The organism is Sulfitobacter sp. W002, assembly GCF_025142135.1.
In the GTDB taxonomy this organism is placed as follows: Bacteria; Pseudomonadota; Alphaproteobacteria; order Rhodobacterales; family Rhodobacteraceae; genus Sulfitobacter; species Sulfitobacter profundi.
Map to the genome: position 1 here is coordinate 2,500,770 of NZ_CP081126.1, position 19,197 is coordinate 2,519,966.

22 protein-coding genes are annotated in these 19,197 nt (G+C 61.9%); 15 read left to right on the plus strand and 7 right to left on the minus strand.

Translation table 11 applies throughout. The annotated features are described in order from the left end of the window. Positions 1 to 5: 5 nt before the first annotated feature. Entirely contained in the window at positions 6 to 191 is a 186-nt protein-coding gene (locus K3758_RS12250) for a hypothetical protein (protein WP_259945321.1), read from the minus strand. A gap of 57 nt (positions 192 to 248) precedes the next feature. On the opposite strand from K3758_RS12250, the gene K3758_RS12255 reads away from it, so the two are divergent. Continuing rightward, complete coding sequence (locus tag K3758_RS12255) at positions 249 to 1,175, plus strand: DMT family transporter (RefSeq protein ID WP_259945324.1); 927 nt, start codon at positions 249 to 251, stop codon at positions 1,173 to 1,175. On the opposite strand, the gene K3758_RS12260 is transcribed toward K3758_RS12255, so the two are convergent. Continuing rightward, on the minus strand, positions 1,111 to 1,806 hold the full coding sequence (locus K3758_RS12260) for a thiamine diphosphokinase (protein WP_259945327.1): 696 nt from the start codon (positions 1,804 to 1,806) through the stop codon (positions 1,111 to 1,113). The two genes, K3758_RS12255 and K3758_RS12260, sit on opposite strands and share 65 nt — an antisense overlap. Before the next feature lie 53 nt (positions 1,807 to 1,859). On the opposite strand from K3758_RS12260, the gene K3758_RS12265 reads away from it, so the two are divergent. Next, positions 1,860 to 4,076, plus strand: a complete 2,217-nt coding sequence (locus K3758_RS12265) for a hypothetical protein (protein WP_259945329.1) — start codon at positions 1,860 to 1,862, stop codon at positions 4,074 to 4,076. A 59-nt stretch (positions 4,077 to 4,135) separates the two neighbouring features. Here K3758_RS12265 and K3758_RS12270 read toward each other — a convergent pair whose 3' ends face one another. The 5 genes from K3758_RS12270 to nthA all read right to left on the minus strand — a co-directional run bounded on the left by K3758_RS12270 (position 4,136) and on the right by nthA (position 7,365). Continuing rightward, positions 4,136 to 4,363, minus strand: coding sequence for a DUF2842 domain-containing protein (locus K3758_RS12270; RefSeq protein WP_067626583.1), 228 nt, complete (start codon positions 4,361 to 4,363; stop codon positions 4,136 to 4,138). A 4-nt stretch (positions 4,364 to 4,367) separates the two neighbouring features. Then, positions 4,368 to 5,663, minus strand: coding sequence for an adenylosuccinate synthase (locus tag K3758_RS12275; RefSeq protein ID WP_067938637.1), 1,296 nt, complete (start codon positions 5,661 to 5,663; stop codon positions 4,368 to 4,370). A 90-nt stretch (positions 5,664 to 5,753) separates the two neighbouring features. Beyond that, positions 5,754 to 6,080 (minus strand): nitrile hydratase accessory protein, encoded by a 327-nt coding sequence (locus K3758_RS12280; RefSeq protein WP_259945335.1) that lies wholly within the window; start codon positions 6,078 to 6,080, stop codon positions 5,754 to 5,756. Continuing rightward, a complete protein-coding gene (gene nthB / locus K3758_RS12285; RefSeq protein WP_259945337.1) occupies positions 6,077 to 6,751 on the minus strand; it encodes a nitrile hydratase subunit beta in 675 nt (224 codons plus the stop codon). The genes K3758_RS12280 and nthB overlap by 4 nt, the downstream gene beginning before the upstream one ends. Beyond that, on the minus strand, positions 6,748 to 7,365 hold the full coding sequence (gene nthA, locus K3758_RS12290) for a nitrile hydratase subunit alpha (protein WP_259945340.1): 618 nt from the start codon (positions 7,363 to 7,365) through the stop codon (positions 6,748 to 6,750). The genes nthB and nthA overlap by 4 nt, the downstream gene beginning before the upstream one ends. Before the next feature lie 353 nt (positions 7,366 to 7,718). Here nthA and secG point away from each other — a divergent pair, with 353 nt between their 5' ends. The 13 genes from secG to K3758_RS12355 all read left to right on the plus strand — a co-directional run bounded on the left by secG (position 7,719) and on the right by K3758_RS12355 (position 19,185). Further along, a complete protein-coding gene (gene secG / locus K3758_RS12295) occupies positions 7,719 to 8,084 on the plus strand; it encodes a preprotein translocase subunit SecG (protein WP_067627076.1) in 366 nt (121 codons plus the stop codon). Between the two features lie 179 nt (positions 8,085 to 8,263). Further along, positions 8,264 to 9,907, plus strand: a complete 1,644-nt coding sequence (locus K3758_RS12300; protein ID WP_067627074.1) for a CTP synthase — start codon at positions 8,264 to 8,266, stop codon at positions 9,905 to 9,907. Positions 9,908 to 10,125: 218 nt separating this feature from the next. Next, positions 10,126 to 10,917: a 23S rRNA (adenine(2030)-N(6))-methyltransferase RlmJ gene (locus K3758_RS12305; RefSeq protein WP_259945344.1), complete on the plus strand. Its 792-nt coding sequence runs from the start codon at positions 10,126 to 10,128 to the stop codon at positions 10,915 to 10,917. Between the two features lie 3 nt (positions 10,918 to 10,920). After that, on the plus strand, positions 10,921 to 11,214 hold the full coding sequence (locus K3758_RS12310) for a DUF1330 domain-containing protein (RefSeq protein ID WP_067627071.1): 294 nt from the start codon (positions 10,921 to 10,923) through the stop codon (positions 11,212 to 11,214). Positions 11,215 to 11,299: 85 nt separating this feature from the next. Then, positions 11,300 to 11,737 carry a TerB family tellurite resistance protein gene (locus K3758_RS12315; protein ID WP_067627069.1) on the plus strand — a complete coding sequence of 146 codons (438 nt, stop codon included), beginning with the start codon at positions 11,300 to 11,302 and terminating at the stop codon, positions 11,735 to 11,737. A gap of 64 nt (positions 11,738 to 11,801) precedes the next feature. Beyond that, on the plus strand, positions 11,802 to 12,242 hold the full coding sequence (locus K3758_RS12320; RefSeq protein WP_067938626.1) for a TerB family tellurite resistance protein: 441 nt from the start codon (positions 11,802 to 11,804) through the stop codon (positions 12,240 to 12,242). Between the two features lie 111 nt (positions 12,243 to 12,353). Beyond that, positions 12,354 to 13,130: an ABC transporter ATP-binding protein gene (locus K3758_RS12325; protein ID WP_259945350.1), complete on the plus strand. Its 777-nt coding sequence runs from the start codon at positions 12,354 to 12,356 to the stop codon at positions 13,128 to 13,130. A 24-nt stretch (positions 13,131 to 13,154) separates the two neighbouring features. Next, on the plus strand, positions 13,155 to 13,892 hold the full coding sequence (locus tag K3758_RS12330) for a transporter substrate-binding domain-containing protein (protein WP_259945352.1): 738 nt from the start codon (positions 13,155 to 13,157) through the stop codon (positions 13,890 to 13,892). Between the two features lie 109 nt (positions 13,893 to 14,001). Then, positions 14,002 to 14,886, plus strand: a complete 885-nt coding sequence (locus tag K3758_RS12335) for an ABC transporter permease (protein ID WP_067627062.1) — start codon at positions 14,002 to 14,004, stop codon at positions 14,884 to 14,886. Then, entirely contained in the window at positions 14,883 to 15,689 is an 807-nt protein-coding gene (locus K3758_RS12340; protein WP_259945356.1) for an ABC transporter permease, read from the plus strand. Before K3758_RS12335 ends, K3758_RS12340 begins: the two co-directional genes overlap by 4 nt. 100 nt (positions 15,690 to 15,789) lie before the next feature. After that, positions 15,790 to 17,124 carry a glutamine synthetase family protein gene (locus K3758_RS12345; protein ID WP_259945358.1) on the plus strand — a complete coding sequence of 445 codons (1,335 nt, stop codon included), beginning with the start codon at positions 15,790 to 15,792 and terminating at the stop codon, positions 17,122 to 17,124. Positions 17,125 to 17,134: 10 nt separating this feature from the next. Continuing rightward, a complete protein-coding gene (locus tag K3758_RS12350; RefSeq protein WP_259945360.1) occupies positions 17,135 to 17,824 on the plus strand; it encodes a type 1 glutamine amidotransferase in 690 nt (229 codons plus the stop codon). After that, positions 17,824 to 19,185, plus strand: a complete 1,362-nt coding sequence (locus tag K3758_RS12355) for a glutamine synthetase family protein (protein WP_259945361.1) — start codon at positions 17,824 to 17,826, stop codon at positions 19,183 to 19,185. The genes K3758_RS12350 and K3758_RS12355 overlap by 1 nt, the downstream gene beginning before the upstream one ends. Positions 19,186 to 19,197 lie beyond the last annotated feature (12 nt).

The following is a 19,197-nucleotide window of genomic DNA, read 5'->3' on the forward strand; positions in this document are numbered from 1 at the left end:
TTTTGTCAGCCTTTCCACCCGCATCCTGCCTCTGCCTCTGCCTCTGCCTCTGCCTCTGCCTCTGCCTCTGCCTCTGCCTCTGCCTCTGCCTCTGCCTCTGCCTCTGCCTCTGCCTCTGCCTCTGCCTCTGCCTCTGCCTCTGCCTCTGCCTCTGCCTCTGCCTCTGCCTCTGCGAAAAGGACGCGATACAAATCAGCCAGCCTCAACCAAAGATTGCATTAAACACAAACCTTCCTTAGCGTAACGCAATGCAACAGGATCGGCCCCTTATCGGAATAGCCCTGATGATGGGCTTCTGCATCGTAGCGCCCGTGGGCGATGCGGTGGCCAAGCTACTGGGCGCTTCGGTCCCGTTGGGCCAGGTGGTGCTGCTCCGCTTCGCCCTTCAAGCTCTGATCCTCATCCCCATCGTGTGGTACTCTGGCCGCGTCTGGCGCATGCGCGGGCGGGTGTTTCGGCTGACCCTTCTGCGCACCCTGCTGCATATGGCGGGCATTGCCGCCATGTTCACCGCGTTGAAATACCTGCCCCTCGCCGATGCCGTTGCCATTGCTTTCGTCATGCCATTTTTCATGTTGCTGCTCGGCAAACTCATCTTAAAGGAAGAGGTCGGCCCAAGACGTTTGGGCGCGAGCGTCGTTGGGTTTCTCGGCACGCTTCTCATCGTGCAGCCGAGTTTCGTGAACGTCGGCTGGCCCGCACTGCTGCCGATCGTCGTGGCGGTCGTCTTTTCATTCTTTATGCTGGTCACCCGCCAGATCGCCAAGGAGACGGACCCGATCAGCCTGCAAGCCGTGAGCGGGGTGATGGCTGTCGTGATGATCCTGCCGTTGCTGGCGCTCGGCGCCATCACGGAATTCGCGCCTTTACAGATCATACAACCCGATGTCTTCGACTGGACCCTGCTGCTCGGCATCGGGGTTCTTGGCACGATCGCGCATCTGCTGATGACATGGTCCTTGCGCTTTGCCCCATCGGCCACATTGGCGCCGATGCAATATCTTGAAATCCCCTTCGCCACGCTGCTTGGTTTGCTCATCTTCTCCGACCTGCCCAATCCACTCGCAGGTTTGGGCATCCTGATCAGCGTTAGCGCGGGTCTCTACGTGATCATGCGCGAGCGGGCCACTGCGCGTGATCTGGCCGCAGCAGTTGCGCCGCCAGTGGCGCCATAAGGCGACGCGGTAGGATCAGCAACATATCGGGGCCGTCCATCTCAAGCGCGACGGGCCCCAAAGCGCGGTTCGACGTGCCAACCCGGCCACCGGGCGCAAACTGAAGCCCGTCAATCGGCCATTCCAATCCACGGCTGCGCCCCGTCACCGGTGCCAATGGCATGAGAGAGACCACATCCCCCGCCTTCGTCGGTAGGGTGATGCGCGGCGGCGCGAGCAGCACGATCTCATGCGCGCCCAACAAGATACAGGGCCGATCCGGATAGGCGGCGAGCGTATTGAAAGCCGCAAGCTGATGGTCCAGCCGCGCCCCGGTAAAACCAACCCCCAGCACCAGCGGCGCGTCGATCCGGGTCAGCGCCTTGTCGAAATCCGTGCTCTCTTGCTCGGCGATCCGGTGACACCGCTCTGATGGGATCCGCGCCAACACCTCTGCCGGGGCGGAATCGAAATCGCCAATGACCGCCGCCAGGTCCACCCCCGCCGCCAGAGCCAGCGCGGCGCCACTGTCGGCCGCAACGCAGGTGGGTGCCAGCGCCAGTGCCGCGCCGATGTCTCCTTCAAAGACCTCTCCGCCGCCGAGCAGCGTGACTGGTTTGTGGTCCCGCACGATATGGTCTGAAGTGGTCAATTAGTGCCCCTTTTGGAAATCTGCCTTAATCTTGCCTTGAAATCATACGTTGAATGGCACAGATTCGAGCCGCTTTGGTCTTGGACATCGTGGTAAACGATACCTGCAACACCGCAGAGGACGAGCATCCGATGATGAACAGCAACAAAATCTTGACGGTCTCCTATGGCACTTTTTCGTGCACGCTGGAAGGCTTCGACGATTCCTTCGGCACCATGAAGGCCATTGCCGAGTATTTCCGCGATCTGGCCTCGGATGACCGTTACTTCGGTGCCGAGCCACCACAACCGGATGCTGAGATGCTCACCCGGATCGCGCAGCGCGAAGTCTCCCGCCGGGTGCAAGCCCGTGAGCAGGAAGGCAAGATCGTGCTGAGTGCGCTGGAGAACCAAAGCGCCGAGGCTCCGGCCCAAGCGCCCCCGGCACAGACAACACCTGCCGCAGCCGCTCCGGCTCAGGCCGAAGCCGCAGCGCCGCAAGCGCCCGCCGCGGCAGAGCCTGCGCCCGTCCAAGAAGAAGCGCCAGCCCCCCTTAAGGCTGAGATCGCCGACACCGCCGCCGTGGAAGCCCCAGCAGCAGCCGAACCTCAGATCGCTGAAGCCGTCGAAAAGGCGGAGCCCGCCCCTGCCGCCGAGCCTGCACCGGCAGCCGAAGCAGAGGAAGAAGACACCAGCGACGCCGAGGCGTTCTTTGCCGCCAGCCCGCAGCCGCAGTCCCACTACGAGGATGAAGCGCAGGCCGCCAGCGTCGAAGAGACCCCCGCCGCAAGCGCCGCCCCCGCCGACAGCATCGCCGCCAAATTGCAGCGCATCCGCGCCGTGGTCGCCCAGCAGGACGAGGATGAGGCCGCAAGCTACGACGAGGAAGAAGCAGCCGCGCCCCAAGTGGCCCGTGCCACCGCCGAAACGCAGGTCGAATCCGAAGAGAGCCAAGCCGCCATCGACGCCGCACGTCGCGACATCGAAGATGCGCTGGACGCCGATGAAGCCACAGAGATGGCGCAAGACGAAGCGGAAGAGGACGACGACGATCTCGCTGACATCCTCAACCGTCTTGAGGCCGAAGAAGAAGACGAAGCTGACGTCGCCGAGACGGACGAAAGCCTGTTCGACGAAGAGGACGAAGAGGAACCTAAAGCCGCACCGAAATCGGAAGCCGCACCGGAGATCGACGCCGCCGACCTGCCCCGCAAAGGGCGCGTGATTAAGGTCAAACGCGCGGATCTCGAAGCCGCCGTGGACCGGGGTGATCTGGAAGAAGTCTCCGACCCGGCACCGCAAGAGGCACCCGCGGCAAAAGCCGAGGAACCGCGCAGCTCTTCGCTGTCGCCCGAAGACGAAGACGAACTGGCCCGCGAACTGGCCGCGTTGGAGGCCGAACTTGGCGCGTCCACCCCGGCGGAGGCCGAGGAAACGCCCGCCCCCGCGGTCGAGATGACCGAGCCGGAAGCCGCGCCTGTTGAAGACGAACCCGCAGGCGAAGAGCCCGAAGAGGTTAAAGCCGCAGAGCAGGAACCAGCAGAGGTTGAAGCCGCAGCGGAACCGATCGAAGAGCACGCCGAGCCTGCGCAAGCGGCCCGTCACAGCCTGCCCACCATCGATGATGAGACCGGCCCCGACATGTCGCGTCTGATGGCGGAAACCGACAGCAAGATGGACGAGGCCGAAAGCACCACGCGCCGCGATGCCTTTGCCCATCTGCGCGCCGCCGTCGCCGCAAAGAAAGCCGATGAGGCGATGGGTGGCCGCGCCACCACCGCGACCTCGGATGACGCCTACCGCGAAGACTTGGCCGATGTGGTCCGTCCGCGCCGCCCCGTGAGCCGTTCAGCCCGGACCGAGCGGCCCAAGGCCGACGCCCGCTCCGCGCCGCTGAAACTGGTGGCCGAGCAGCGCATCGATGTCGACAAGCTGCGCAGCGCTGGTCCTGTGCGTCCGCGCCGGGTGGCGGCCGTGGTCGAGCCGGTCAAAACCAACCCCGATGCCGAAAGCTTTGCCGATTTCGCCGCTGACATGGGCGCCACCAAACTGCCCGAACTTCTTGAAGCGGCAGCGTCTTACATGTCCTTTGTCGAGGGGCGCGACCAATTCTCCCGCCCGCAGCTAATGGGCAAGGTCCGCTCAATCGGCCTGCCGGACTTCACCCGCGAAGACGGGCTGCGCTCCTTCGGTCAACTGCTGCGCGCAGGCAAGATCGAGAAGATCAAAGGCGGGCGGTTCACCGTCTCCGATGAGATTGGCTACCGCCCCGATCACCGCGCCGTGGGTTAAACCCCCGACGACAATGCGGATACGAAAAAGCGCCCCGCGGGGCGCTTTTTTGTTGCGTGTTACTGGTCGTCGTCCGCGTCCGGGTCCGCCTGTCCGATGCCTTTAAAGACAAATTTGAACGGCAGCGCCCAGACGATGCCAAGGGCAACATAGATGCCAAGCTCAAGCAGCACTGGCGGGCGGTCGAATTGGGCCACTGTCCAGACCGCCACCGCGATATAGCTCGGCAGCCCGATCAGCAGGATCACCAGCGCCCAGCGGCGACGCGCTTTGTAGCTCAGCGCCATCAGATCAGTCCGCGAAAGGGTCGGTCACCAGAATGGTGTCCTCCCGCTCTGGCGAGGTGGAGACGAGTGCGACGGGGCATTGGATCAACTCTTCGACCCGGCGCACATATTTGATCGCATTGGCGGGCAGGTCGGCCCAGCTGCGCGCGCCTTCGGTCGATTCGGACCAACCGGGCAGTTCTTCGTAGACGGGTACGCAACGCGCCTGCTGTTCGGCGGCGGTCGGCAGATAGTCGAGCCGCTCACCATCCAGATCATAGCCGACGCAGACCTTCAGCGTCTCGAACCCATCAAGCACGTCAAGCTTGGTCAGGCAGATGCCGGTGATGCCCGAGGTGGCGCAGGTCTGGCGCAGCAGGGCCGCGTCGAACCAGCCGCAGCGCCGCTTGCGCCCGGTGGTGGTCCCGAACTCATGGCCCCGCTCACCCAAACGCTGGCCGTCGGCGTCTTCCAACTCGGTCGGGAACGGGCCTTCGCCGACGCGGGTGGTATAGGCTTTGACGATGCCCAGCACATAGTCGATGGCGGTGGGGCCAAGGCCAACGCCAGTTGCCGCCTGCCCCGCGATCACGTTCGACGAGGTGACAAAGGGATAGGTGCCAAAGTCGATGTCTAGAAGCGCGCCCTGTGCGCCCTCAAAAAGGATGCGTTTGCCCGCTTTGCGTTTCTCGGCCAGCACTTTCCAAACAGGTGCGGCGAAAGGCAGAATTTTCGGAGCGATTTCTTGCAGTTGTGCAATCAGCGCATCACGGTCGATGGCTTCAACGCCCAAGCCCTTGCGCAGCGGATCGTGGTGCTGCAGCGCCCGGTCAACCCGGGCTTCCAATGTCGCGGGGTCCGCCAGATCGGCCACGCGGATGGCGCGGCGGCCCACTTTGTCCTCGTAGCACGGCCCGATGCCGCGGCCAGTGGTGCCAATCTTGGTGCCCTTGCTGGCCGCTTCTTCGCGGGCGCGGTCAAGTTCGCCGTGGAACGGCAGGATCAGCGGCGTGTTTTCCGCGATCATCAGGTTCTCGGGGTTGATCTCAACACCCTGCCCTTCGATCGTTTCGATCTCTTTCAGCAGGTGCCACGGGTCCAGCACCACGCCGTTGCCGATGACAGACAGCTTGCCACCGCGCACCACGCCCGAAGGCAGCGCGTGCAGCTTGTAGACCTTGCCGTCAATGACCAGAGTGTGGCCCGCGTTATGCCCGCCTTGAAAGCGCGCGATCACATCGGCGCGTTCGCTGAGCCAGTCAACGATCTTGCCTTTTCCCTCGTCACCCCATTGGGCGCCGACAACGACGACATTGGCCATGATATATTCCTTTGCGATGTCCCGCGCCCGTATAGCGACAGTGGCAGGCGTGTGAAACTCGAAAAACGCGCTGAGCGCCAGCGAGGGGGTTTAGACGTTTCCTGCCGCGCTCAAATGCACCGGATCGCCATGCGGGGTGCTGAGATAGGCGGCCTCCCACCCGTCGCGCAGGCTGCGCAGATCACCAGGGCGGGCATGGCCTGCGTCGATCAGCAGGGTTTCGAGGGTTTCCAGCCAAGCGTTGAAGTAGTCCTCTCCGCCGTTCAACTCTCGCCTCAGCCCATGCCGTGCCAAAGTCGCGCCAAAGCGGTCGGCCCAAAAGGGCCAATCAAAAAGACCACTCTCGTTCAGATGCACCGTCAGCGCGAAGAGCTGCGCGTGCCATGGCGCCTCAAAGACGGGTTCCGGGGCGCTCATGGGGCCTCCAGATAGCTTTGCCACAGGTCGAGCACGACCTCATCGCGGGGGTGTTCGGGATGCGCCCATAGCTCAGAGGCCGGAAAAGCTACGGCATAAAGCGGCTCAGGGGCTTCGCCCAGATCATGGGCGTTGCTGTCGGGCAAGACATGCGTGCCATGCAGCCGCAGCACCCGGCCCTTCGCGCCCGCGGCATAGGCGGGCAGCCGGGTGTGGCCGCCCGGAAGAATTGTGTTTTCAGGCTGCTTGCGGGTGACGACCGCATCGCCGGGCGCAAAGATCGCCGCGATGTCCGAAGGGCGCTCCGCCGGGCCGCCACGGGCCAGCACCCCGGCCACCTGCGGCGCTTTCATCGCCTTTTCCGCCAGCGGGCTGGGCGCAGGATCGGCCTTGCCCGCCAGTTCCTCACGGCTGACCACCCCGCGGGCGACCAACATATCGGCTACCCCGGCGAGCCACTTTTCATAATAGCTGAACCGCATGTAATCGGTGGGGGCGAGACATTCACGGGCATGGCGCGACACGTCGATGTTCCATTTACCCAAGGTGCCGGTGGCCAAGGTCAGCGCCAGCGCGCGGCGGTGCCACTCGGCATGAAAGATCACGTCTTCGGCCTCGGGCGTCACCGGGCCATCGCCGAAGCGCCCGCCCATATCATGCACGCGGGTCATGGCGCTTTGGCCAATCCGGTGCCGATCATACTGTCGCGGGTGACAAGGTCGGCCAGCGCCGCGACATCCATGCCCTCGCTTCCCGCAGGGCGCTGCGGGATCACCAGATAGCGCACCTCGGCTGTTGAGTCCCAGACCCGAACGGCGGTGTCTGCGGGCAGGTCTACCCCGAATTCCGCCAACACCTTGCGCGGTTCGCGCACCACGCGGGCGCGGTAGGCGTCGGATTTATACCAACCCGGCGGAATGCCCAGAAGCGGCCAAGGGTAGCAAGAGCACAGCGTGCAGACGACGATGTTATGCACCTCATCCGTATTCTCGACCGCGACCATATGCTCGCCCTGCCGCCCGAAGAAACCCATCTCGGCCACCACGGCGGTTGCATCCTTGAGCAGCGCCGCGCGAAAATCAGGATCGCTCCACGCGCGGGCGACGACCTCGGCCCCGTTGCGCGGGCCGATGCGGTTTTCATAGGTGTCGATGATCTCATCCAATGCGGCGGGGTCAATCAGCCCCTTGGCCGTCAACAGCGTTTCCAGCGCCTTGACCCTGAGCGCAGGCTCGGGCGGCAGCAGGGCATGGGGGTGGTCGTGGTCTGGATGATCATGAGGCATGGCGGCAGACTGCCCCAGAGGGGATCGGCTGTCCATCGCCGATCAAGGCCAATTCCTTCATTTCTCTGCAAAGAAAATGGGCGAATTTGCCCGCATTTCATGCTATAGTATTCCTACGAAGCGAGTCTGCACCACCTTAATTCCAGGATAACCCTCTTACATATTGTGGTTGAGTACTGCTTCAAAAGACCGTCGCCCCCATGCGGCGGTCTTTGCTCGTGCCTTTCATCCGTCTGGTGCCCCCTCCCCGCTTTTCACCCCGGTCCGATCGCTGCTCGGCGGCAATCCACCCTTGCCCCCATGGGCAAAGACGAATAGATACCCGCCAACCAAAACCGAAAGCTGTCGTACCCATGGAAAATGTCGTTCTGATCATTCACCTGATTCTGGCCCTCGGCCTGATCGCCGTGGTACTGCTGCAACGGTCTGAGGGCGGTGGCCTTGGCATGGGTGGTGGCGGCGGCGGTGCCGTTTCGGGCCGCTCTGCCGCGACGGCACTGGGCAAGGTGACATGGATCCTTGCCGCTGGTTTCATCGCCACCTCGATCACGCTGACCATCATCGCGGCGGAAAAATCCGCAGGCTCGTCGGTCATCGACCGGCTGAGCGCGACACCGCCCGCCCAGAACCAAGATGGCAGCCCTGCCCTGCCTGCGGGCGACGATCTGCTGCCGCCTTCCGCGGATGGCAACTCACCGCTGGTCCCTGCGGCCGATTAAGCTAACGAACACAAAACCTTGAGGCACGGCCTTGTTCCGCAACTGCATGTTGCGGCAGGCCTTGCCTCACACGCACGAATCCTGTAAGGCTTAAATCCCGTGGTGCTGCGGTTTTCCGCAGCGCGTTTGGCTGGTTTTTGCCTGCAACAAACTTTGATTTCACGGGGGTCTCCGATCACATGGCACGCTATATCTTCATCACAGGCGGTGTGGTCTCGTCGCTGGGCAAGGGTCTGGCCTCGGCGGCCTTGGGCGCCTTGCTTCAGGCACGCGGTTTTTCGGTTCGTCTGCGCAAGCTGGACCCCTACCTGAACGTCGATCCCGGCACGATGTCGCCATTTGAGCATGGCGAAGTCTTCGTCACCGATGATGGCGCGGAAACCGATCTTGATCTTGGGCACTACGAGCGCTTCACCGGCGTGGCCGCGCGCAAGACCGACAGCATCAGTTCGGGCCGGGTCTATTCCACCGTGCTTGAGAAAGAACGCCGCGGCGACTATCTGGGAAAGACCATTCAGGTTATCCCCCACGTCACCAATGAAATCAAAGACTTCATCGATATCGGCGATGATGAGGTCGATTTCATGCTCTGCGAAATCGGCGGCACCGTGGGCGATATCGAAGGACTGCCCTTTTTCGAGGCGATCCGTCAGTTCAGCCAAGACAAGCCGCGCGGGCAGTGTATTTTCATGCACCTCACGCTGCTGCCCTACGTCAAAGCCAGCGGCGAATTGAAGACCAAGCCGACGCAGCACTCGGTCAAAGAGCTGCGCTCCATCGGCATCGCGCCCGACATTCTGGTTTGCCGGTCCGAGGGCCCGATCCCCGCCAAGGAACGCGAGAAGCTGGCGCTCTTCTGCAACGTGCGCCCGGATTCGGTGATCGCCGCGCAGGACCTCAAATCAATCTACGAAGCGCCCTTGGCCTATCACCGCGAGGGGCTGGATCAGGCGGTTCTGGATGCCTTCCAGATCACCCCTGCCCCCAAGCCGAACCTGCGCCGTTGGGAAGACGTGGCCGACCGTATTTACAACCCCGAAGGCGAAGTCAAAGTCGCCATCGTCGGCAAATACACCCAGCTTGAAGACGCCTATAAATCCATCGCCGAGGCACTGACCCATGGCGGCATGGCCAACCGGGTCAAGGTTAACGTGGAATGGGTCGACGCAGAGATTTTCGACAGCGAAGATCCCGCGCCGCATCTTGAAGGTTTCCACGCGATCCTCGTCCCCGGCGGCTTTGGCGAGCGTGGCACCGAAGGCAAGATCAAGGCCGCGCAATATGCCCGCGAGCATAAGGTGCCCTACCTCGGTATTTGCCTTGGCATGCAGATGGCGGTGATCGAAGCCGCGCGAAACGTGGCCGGGCTGAAATCTGCGGGGTCGGAAGAGTTTGACCATGAGGCAGGCAAAAAGCGTTTCGAGCCGGTGGTTTACCACCTGAAAGAATGGGTGCAGGGCAACCACAAGGTGGCGCGGAAGGTCGATGATGACAAAGGCGGCACCATGCGTCTGGGTGCCTATGACGCGACGCTGGCCGAAGGCTCGCGCGTGGCCGAAGCCTATGGCACCACCACGATCGACGAACGCCACCGTCACCGTTATGAGGTCGACATCGCCTATAAGGAACAGCTTGAGAAGGCTGGGCTGAAATTCTCGGGCATGTCGCCGGATGGCAAGCTGCCAGAGATCGTGGAATGGTCGGATCACCCGTGGTTCATCGGCGTGCAGTTCCACCCTGAGCTGAAGTCAAAGCCGTTTGATCCGCATCCCCTTTTCAAGGATTTCGTGCGCGCCGCGAAGGATGTGTCGCGGTTGGTATAAGATCGAAGGCCCGAGCGTTAAACGCCGGGCCTTTTTTCTGTCTGGCAGCCATCAAAGGGCCCGAAAACAAGCCGCAGGTGCTGGGCCATCGCCTGCCCGCCCGCCGCGCCGTAGGCGTGCCATCGTTCGTTCGTCGCACCTGCGGTGCGACGGGCCAGGCGATGGCCCTCTCCGCTCTTTCGCGTTGCACCCGCCAACCACTCCGCTACAGCTAGGCCATGCTGAGCTATCAACACATCTACCACGCCGGAAACCTTGCAGACGTGCAGAAACACGCGCTTTTGGCGTGGATGCTGTCGTATCTCACCCGCAAGGACAAACCGCTCACCTATCTGGAAACCCACGCAGGCCGGGCGCTCTATGACCTGTCGGACGCGGCGGCAGAAAAGACCGGCGAGGCGCGGCAGGGCATCGACAAGGTGGCCGATTGGTTCGCCCCCGATCACCCCTATTCCCAAGTCTTGCAAGACCTGCGCGAGACCCACGGCCCCCGCGCCTACCCCGGCTCTCCTCTGCTGGCTGCGAAACTGCTGCGCCCCGATGACCGCATACATCTGGCCGAGTTGCACCCCCAAGAGCACAGCGCCCTTGATCTGGCGATGTCGCCCTACCCGGTGAAATGCCACCTCAGCGACGGGTTCGAGATGGCCTTTGCCCTCACCCCACCGACGCCGCGCCGGGGGATGATGCTGATTGATCCTAGCTATGAGATCAAGACGGATTACGAGACCATCCCGCGCCAGATCGCCAAGCTGCATCGCGCATGGAATGTTGGGATCATCGCCCTGTGGTATCCGATCCTGACCAACCGCGCGCATATACCCATGCTCGACACGCTCACCGCCAACCACCCCGATGCGCTGCGCCACGAAGTGCGCTTCCCGCCTGCGCGCCCCGGTCATGGCATGGTCGGCTCGGGCATGTTCGTGATCAATCCCCCCTACGGGCTGGCAACTGAGGCGCAGAACCTCACCGCCCGTTTCGCCACTTTGACCCAACAGGAGAGATAACAGATGCCAAAAGGCTATTGGATCGCCACAATGGATATCCACGACACCGCGATTTATGATAAATACCGCGCCGCCAATGCCAAACCTTTTGCGGATTATGGCGCGCGTTTCCTCGTGCGCGGCGGCACCCAGCAGGTCCGCGAAGGCCAGATGCGCGCGCGCACTGTCGTCTTGGAATTCGACAGCTATGCCGACGCGGTCGCCTGCTACGAAAGCCCCGGCTACCAACGTGCCAAAGACATCCGCCTGAACGTGGCCGATGGGTCTTTGGTGATCGTCGAAGGCTATGACAGCTAAATCCATGCGGACCATTGCAGGAACCAGCGCGCCCCACGCGCAGTTTCCTCTATGGCGACCCTGTTTCCTGCGATAAGTGAGCCCCATGCTGAACCGACTGTTCCCCCGCCGTAAGGCACAGCCGAAACCTTTGCCGCAGCCCAATGCCCAACTGGCACTGGGCGCGCTTTTGGTGCGTGTGGCCTTTGCGGATCGTAACTACCGCGCCTCTGAAATCGGCCAGATCGACCAGATTCTAGCGCGGACCTTTGGGTTGAAACCGATTGAGGCCGCCAAGCTGCGCGCCACGTGCGAGGCGCTGGAGCGTGACGCCCCCGGCACGCCTGAGTTCACCCGCATCCTGCGCGAAGAGGTCGACTATGCCGACCGCAAAGCACTGGGTGAGGCGATGTGGCAGGTGGCCCTGTCGGATGGCGCGCGCAATGATGATGAGGAAATCCAGCTTGTCGCCATCGAAACCGCGCTTGGCCTATCGGATGAGGATATGGCCGCAGCCCGTGCCAACGCCTTGAATACGCTCTGACATTCCCTTTCACACCGGGGAGAGGCTTGCCGGCTCCTTCTCGCAGCAGGATGATAACGCACTTATGTTTGGTGACTTTCTCAAACGGCTGACCCAGCCCGAACCCGACCCATTGGCCGACAATGATGCCCGCCTCGCGCTGACCGCGCTTTTGGTCCGCATCGCCCGGTCCGACAATGACTACGCGATGAGCGAACGACGCTTGATCGACCGGATCGCGGCTGAACGCTACGGCCTGAATGAGGCCGACGCCACCGCCCTGCGCGAGGAAGCCGAGGCGCTTGAAGCCCAAGCCCCCGACACTGTGCGCTTTACCCGCGCGATCAAAGACGCGGTGCCCTACGAGCGTCGGCTAGAGGTGATCGAAGCGCTTTGGCAGGTGGTTTTGGCCGATGGCAGCCGCTCTGACGAAGAAGACGCGCTGCTGCGGTTGGTGTCGAACCTATTGGGCGTCACCGATACTGACAGCGCCATGGCGCGCCAGCGTGTCGCCAAGGAAAGCTGACCTAGCGTCAGCACCGGTGCTGCGGTGCAACGCGGGCCAAACTCTGCGTTGCAATTTCCGTCGATTCGTCGCTTTATAGCGCACTGAAATGACAGATTGGCGACAGTTTCCGTGACCACAGACACCCCGGTTATCCAGATCAAGAACCTCCACAAGGCCTATGGCTCACTGGAGGTTCTCAAAGGGGTCGATCTGACCGCCCCGCGTGGCCATGTGATCTCGCTCATCGGGTCTTCGGGCTCGGGCAAATCGACCCTGCTGCGCTGCTGCAACCTGTTGGAAGACAGCCAACAGGGCGAGGTGATCTTTAAGGGCGAACCGGTGCGGTGGAAAGGCAACGGCCACCACCGCTGCCCGGCGGACGCCAAACAGGTGCTGCGCATTCGCACCAACCTGTCGATGGTGTTCCAGCAGTTTAACCTTTGGGCACATATGTCGATCTTGCAAAACGTCATGGAAGCCCCGCTGACCGTGCTGGGCCGCGACCGGGCAGAGGTGGAGCGCGCCGCGCGCGGCTATCTCGAAAAGGTCGGCATCGGCGACAAATGCGATGTTTACCCCGCGCAACTGTCCGGCGGCCAGCAACAGCGCGCCGCCATCGCCCGTGCACTCTGCATGGAGCCCGAGGCGCTGCTGTTTGATGAGCCGACCAGCGCGCTCGACCCCGAGCTGGAGCAGGAAGTCGTCAAAGTTATCAAGGATCTGGCCGCAGAGGGGCGTACGATGGTGATCGTGACCCATGATATGAAACTGGCGGCTGACGTCAGCGATCATGTCGTCTTCCTGCACAAAGGTCTGATCGAAGAACAAGGGACGCCCGAAGAAGTCTTCGGCGCGCCCAAATCGGAACGTCTGCGTGGGTTCCTTTCGGCAACCCAGCCTGCGTAAACAAAAACCAAAGGGAGTTACCAAATGAAAAAGATCCTACTGGCAAGCGCCGCGCTCAGCATGACTGCTGGTTTCGCGATGGCCGAAGCCCATGGCAAAACCATCCGCATGGGCACCGAGGGCGCCTACCCCCCCTATAACTTCATCAACGATGCGGGCGAAGTCGACGGTTTCGAGCGTGAACTGGGCGACGAGCTGTGCAAACGCGCCGAGCTGACCTGCGAATGGGTCAAAAACGACTGGGACAGCATCATCCCCAACCTCGTGTCGGGCAACTACGACAACATCATGGCCGGCATGAGCATCACCGATGAGCGCCGCGAAGTCGTGGCCTTTACGCAGGACTACTATCCGCCCACCGCGTCCGCCTATGTCGCGGCTTCTGAAGGTGCGGATATCGAAGGCGGGGTTGTTGCCGGTCAGACAGCCACCATCCAGGCCGCGCATGTTGCCGAAAGCGGCGCCACGCTGATCGAATTCGCAACCCCCGAAGAAACCGTCGCGGCCGTGCGCAACGGCGAAGCCGACGCGGTTTTCGCTGACAAAGATTACCTCGTGCCGATCGTCGAGGAATCCGGCGGTGAGCTGATGTTCGTGGGCGATGACGTGCCGCTCGGCGAAGGCATCGGCATGGCGCTGCGCCAATCCGACGGCGAACTTCTGGAAACCTTCGACGCGGTCATCACCGAGATGAAGGAAGACGGCTCGCTGAACGAAATGCTCAAAAAGTGGTTCGGCGACGACACCAACACCTACGAGTGATCCAACCTCAGGCGCGCCCCTCGCGGCGCGCCTGACCTTCCCTGCGCGGCACCCTCGCGCGGATCAGCCCTCGCGCAGCACCCTCGCGCGGACCAGCCCATGGGGGCCCATGTTTTCTTTCTGCTCTGACCCATCGATCCTGAACGACTGGTTCTGGACCGCCTGTTACCTGACAACCGGCGTACATATGTCGTTCTACATGTCCTTCCTCAAGGTCTTGATGCTGCTTGCCGTGACCGCGCCTGTGGCGCTGGCCTTCGGCTTTGGCGGGGCCATGATGGCGCGTGCGCGTTTCGCGCCGCTGAGTTGGGTCGGCAAAGGCTATATCGCGCTGGTGCGCGGTGTGCCGGATATCGCCTTCTTTCTGTTTTTCGTCATCGCCTTGGATCAGGGCATCGAATACCTGCGTCACAAGGCGCTCTGTTCCGATTGGGACATGCCGGTCCGCCAAGGCAGTGATTTCGTGGTCTGTCAGGCCGCCAAAATGCCTTTGGGCAATGCCGCGCAATGGGTGCATGAGACCTATGGTTTCGGGCTTGCCGTCTTCACCTTTGCCATCGTCTTCGGCGCTTTCGCGGCCAACGTCCTGTTCGGTGCCATGCGCGCCGTGCCCCGGGCGCAGCTTGAAACCGCCGAGGCCTACGGCATGAACCACCGCCAGACCTTCTGGCGGGTGCTGGTGCCGCAGATGTGGGTCTATGCCCTGCCCGGTCTCAGCAACCTTTGGATGGTGTTGATCAAAGCCACGCCGCTGCTGTTTCTGCTGGGCGTCGAGGATATCGTCTATTGGGCGCGGGAGTTGGGCGGCACCAAGACGCCGCGCTTTACCGACTATCCGCACCCCGACTGGCGCATGTGGTACTTCCTCGGACTGCTGGTGTTCTACCTGCTCTTTACCCGAATTTCCGAGATTTCGTTGGACCGCCTGATGAAACGACTGACACGCGGCCAAGCCACCACCGGCGGCGAAGCCCAGCGGAGGGCCGGCGCATGAGCTGTCTGCAAACGATTCAGGACTACGGTCTGCGCTCTCTTGGCTATGGTGAACGCCTGCTGCCGCGCGAGGGTTTCACGCTCTGCGAACAGTTCACGCTGATCGGCTCAGGGATGCTGTGGAACATCTACTTCGGCGTCATCGCCCTGCTGACCGGGTTCTTCTTTGCCACGGCGCTTGGCGTTGGGAAGGCCAGTGCGAACCCTTGGTTTCGCAAACCGGCGGAATGGTTCATCTTCATCTTCCGTGGCTCGCCGCTCTTCATCCAATTCTTCTTTGGCTACTTCCTGTTTCTGTCGCTGAAGTCCGAATACGCCTTTTTCGCCCCCTTCACCGCGGCATGGTTGGGGGCGCTGATCGTGCTCTTTCTCAACACTGCCGCTTATTCGGGCGAAATTTTTTACGGCGCGCTGCAGTCCATCCCCAAGGGCGATGTCGAGGCCGCAGATGCCTATGGTCTGTCGGGCTGGTCGCGCTTTCGCCGGGTGATCTGGCCCACCTCGCTGCGCCTTGCCTGGCCCGCCTATACGAACGAGGCGATTTTTCTGTTTCACGCCACGACACTGGTGTTTTTCAGCGGTTTCCCGGCCTGGCAACAGCGCGGAGATGCGCTCTATTACGCCAGCTATTTTGCCGACAAAACCTTCAATCCCTTCATCCCCTATCCCATTCTTGCCGGTTATTTCATCTTGCTCACGCTCTGCATCATTGGCGTCTTCGGTTTGATCAATTCCCGCCTGAACCGGCACCTCCCACAGGCCCAGCGCCGTAAAATTCGCTTGCGTCCTAATTTGATCCGGTAGTATCCATTATTTGATCAAATTACGCGGCGCGTGGGCGCCAACTGCTTTTGCCCCCGGGTGAACCGCTCTGTGACATGCCCACCGCCTTTGCAGGTGACGTATGAACAACTGGCTTCGCAAAAACCCTCAGGTCCGCACCATTCGTGTGGCCGCCGCCGACCTCAATGGCCAAGCCCGCGGCAAGCGCATTCCGTCGCGTTTTGCCGATAAGGTGACAACCGAAGGCACCCGCTTTCCGGTCTCGGTGCTGAACCTCGACATCTGGGGCGAAGACATCGACGACAGCCCGCTGGTGTTTGAGACCGGCGATGCGGATGGTGTGCTGAAACCGACCGAGCGGGGCTTCATGCCGATGCCATGGCTCGACGCGCCCTCGGCCCTGCTGCCCATTTGGATGTTCCGCGAAGATGGCCGCCCCTACCCCGGCGATCCGCGCCATGCGCTGCGTGCCGTGCTTGACCGCTACAAAGCGCGTGGCCTCACGCCCGTCTGCGCGGTGGAGTTGGAATTCTTCCTGATCGACGATTCGGGCCGCAACCTTCAGGTGCCGATCTCGCCCCGCTCGGGCAAACGACGCAAGGCGGCCGAGACCATGTCGATCCGCGCGCTCGACCAGTTCGATCTGTTCTTCACCGATCTCTATGACGCCTGCGAAGAGATGGACATCCCCGCCGACACCGCCATTTCCGAGGCGGGTCTGGGCCAGTTCGAAATCAACCTGATGCATTGCGACGATGCGCTGCGCGCCGCCGACGACGCATGGCTGTTCAAGATGCTGGTCAAAGGGCTGGCGCGGCGGCACGGCTTTGCCGCAAGCTTTATGGCGAAACCTTACGAGGATTACTCCGGCTCTGGACTGCACACGCATTTCTCGGTGCTGGATGGAAATGGCGACAACATCTTTGACGATGGCGGGCCCAAGGGGACCGACACGCTGCGCCACGCCGTGGCGGGCTGCATGAACGCGATGCGGGGCTCGGCGCTGGTGTTCTGTCCGCATGCCAACAGCTTTGACCGGATGGTGCCGGAATCCCATGCGCCCACCGGGGTATGCTGGGCCTATGAAAACCGCACCGCCGCGATCCGCATCCCTTCGGGCAGCCACAAGGCGCGGCGGATCGAACACCGCGTGTCGGGGGGCGATGTGAACCCCTATCTGATGCTGGCGGCCGTCTTGGGCGCGGCGCTCAACGGGATCGAAGATGGAGCAGAGCCGCCTGCCCCGATCACCGGCAACGCCTATGCCGCCGATCTGCCGCGCATGCCCAGCGATTGGAAAACCGCGATCGACTTGTTTGAAAGCTGCCCCCATGTCGCACGGATCTTTGCCCCCGAGATGGTCCGCAACTTCGTGCTGACGAAACGCCAAGAATTGCATTACATGCAAGAATTGACCCCAGAGGAACAGGTCGAGATCTATCTCGACACTGTGTAACAGGTGACACATGAAAATCGGCATTCTTCAAACCGGCCATTCTCCCGACGACTTCCGCGAACAGCTGGGCGACTATGGCGAAATGTTCACCAAGCTGCTGGACGGTCATGAGTTTGACTTTCAAATCTGGTCGGTCGTCGATGGGGTCTTGCCCGAAGGGGTGGATGAGGCCGATGGCTGGCTCATCACCGGGTCCAAACACGGCGCTTACGAGGATCACGACTGGATCCCGCCGCTTGAAGACTTCATCCGCGAAACCTATGCCGATGGCCGCCCGATGATTGGCGTCTGTTTTGGCCATCAGGTCATCGCCCAAGCGCTTGGCGGCAAGGTCGAAAAGTTCACCGGCGGCTGGTCCATTGGCCGCACCGAATACGACATGGACGGAGACAAGCTGGCGCTCAACGCATGGCATCAGGATCAGGTTGTCGAACTGCCCGAAGGTGCCAAGGTCGTCGCCTCATCTGATTTCTGCCCCTATGCGGCGCTGGCCTATGACAACCGCATCTGGACGGTTCAGCCTCACCCCGAGTTCGGCCATGATTTCATCGACGGCTTGATCAAAACCCGTGGCAAGGGCGTGGTGCCGGACCACCAGCTTGAACAGGCCACCGCCGCGCTTGGTGGCCCCATTGATAACCAAAAAATCGCGGACCAAATGGCCGCATTCTTCAAAGACAACAGGAAAGAGAGGGCCTGATGGCCGAGGATTGGACAGAAGCACTACCCGAAGCGGCGCGTGCCTATCTTGAGGGCCGGCGTCTGGACGAAGTGGAATGTATCATCCCCGACCTGCCCGGCATTGCCCGCGGCAAGGCTGTCCCGGCGTCGAAATTCGCGCGGCAGGATTACTTTCACCTGCCCGACAGCATCTTTTACCAGACCATCACCGGTGAATGGGGCGAAGCGGCGGGCGACGATGGGTTCATCGAAAAAGACATGATCCTGCGCCCGGATATGGACACGGCTACCGCCGCCCCATGGACCGGGGACTGGACGCTTCAGGTCATCCACGACGCCTATGACCGCAACAATGAGCCGGTGGCCTATTCACCGCGCAACGTGCTTAAACGGGTGGTGCAGCTTTATCGCGACAAAGGGTGGGAGCCTGTGGTGGCCCCTGAAATGGAATTTTTCCTTGTCGCCCGCAACATCGACCCGGCCAAGGAAATTCAGCCGATGATGGGCCGCTCGGGCCGCCCCGCAGCGGCGCGGCAGGCCTATTCGATGACCGCCGTGGATGAGTTCGGCCCCGTCATCGACGACATCTATGACTTTGCCGAGGCACAGGGTTTTGAAATCGACGGCATCACCCAAGAAGGCGGCGCTGGCCAGCTTGAGATCAATCTGCAGCACGGCGACCCGGTGCGTTTGGCAGACGAAGTGTTTTACTTCAAACGGCTGATCCGCGAAGCGGCGATGCGGCACGAGTGCTATGCCACCTTCATGGCCAAACCCATCGCCGATGAGCCGGGCAGCGCGATGCACATCCACCACTCGGTGCTGGACGTGAAAACCGGCGAAAACATCTTTGTCGATGCGGATGGGGAAGAGACTGCGCCCTTCAAGCACTTCATCGCCGGGCTGCAAAACCACATGCCCTCGGCGCTGGCCGTGATCGCGCCCTACGTCAACTCCTACCGCCGCTACGTCAAGGATCACGCCGCGCCGATCAACCTTGAGTGGGGCCGCGACAACCGGACCACAGGCATCCGCGTGCCGCTCTCGGGGCCAAAATCGCGCCGGGTTGAGAACCGCCTTGCGGGGATGGATTGCAACCCCTACCTCGGCATCGCCGCCAGCCTCGCCTGCGGCTATCTGGGATTAATCCAGCAAAAAGACCCGCTACCCGAATTCAAGGGCGACGCCTATGTCGGCGAAGGGGACATCCCCCAAGTTCTGGGCCAAGCGCTTGATCTGTTTGAAGAAGCCACGGAGCTGCATGAGGCTTTGGGGCCCGATTTCGCCCGCGTTTACTCCATCGTCAAGCGGGCCGAATACGAAGAGTTCCTCCAGGTCATCTCGCCTTGGGAACGTGAACATCTGCTGATGAACGTTTAACGCCCGGAGGCC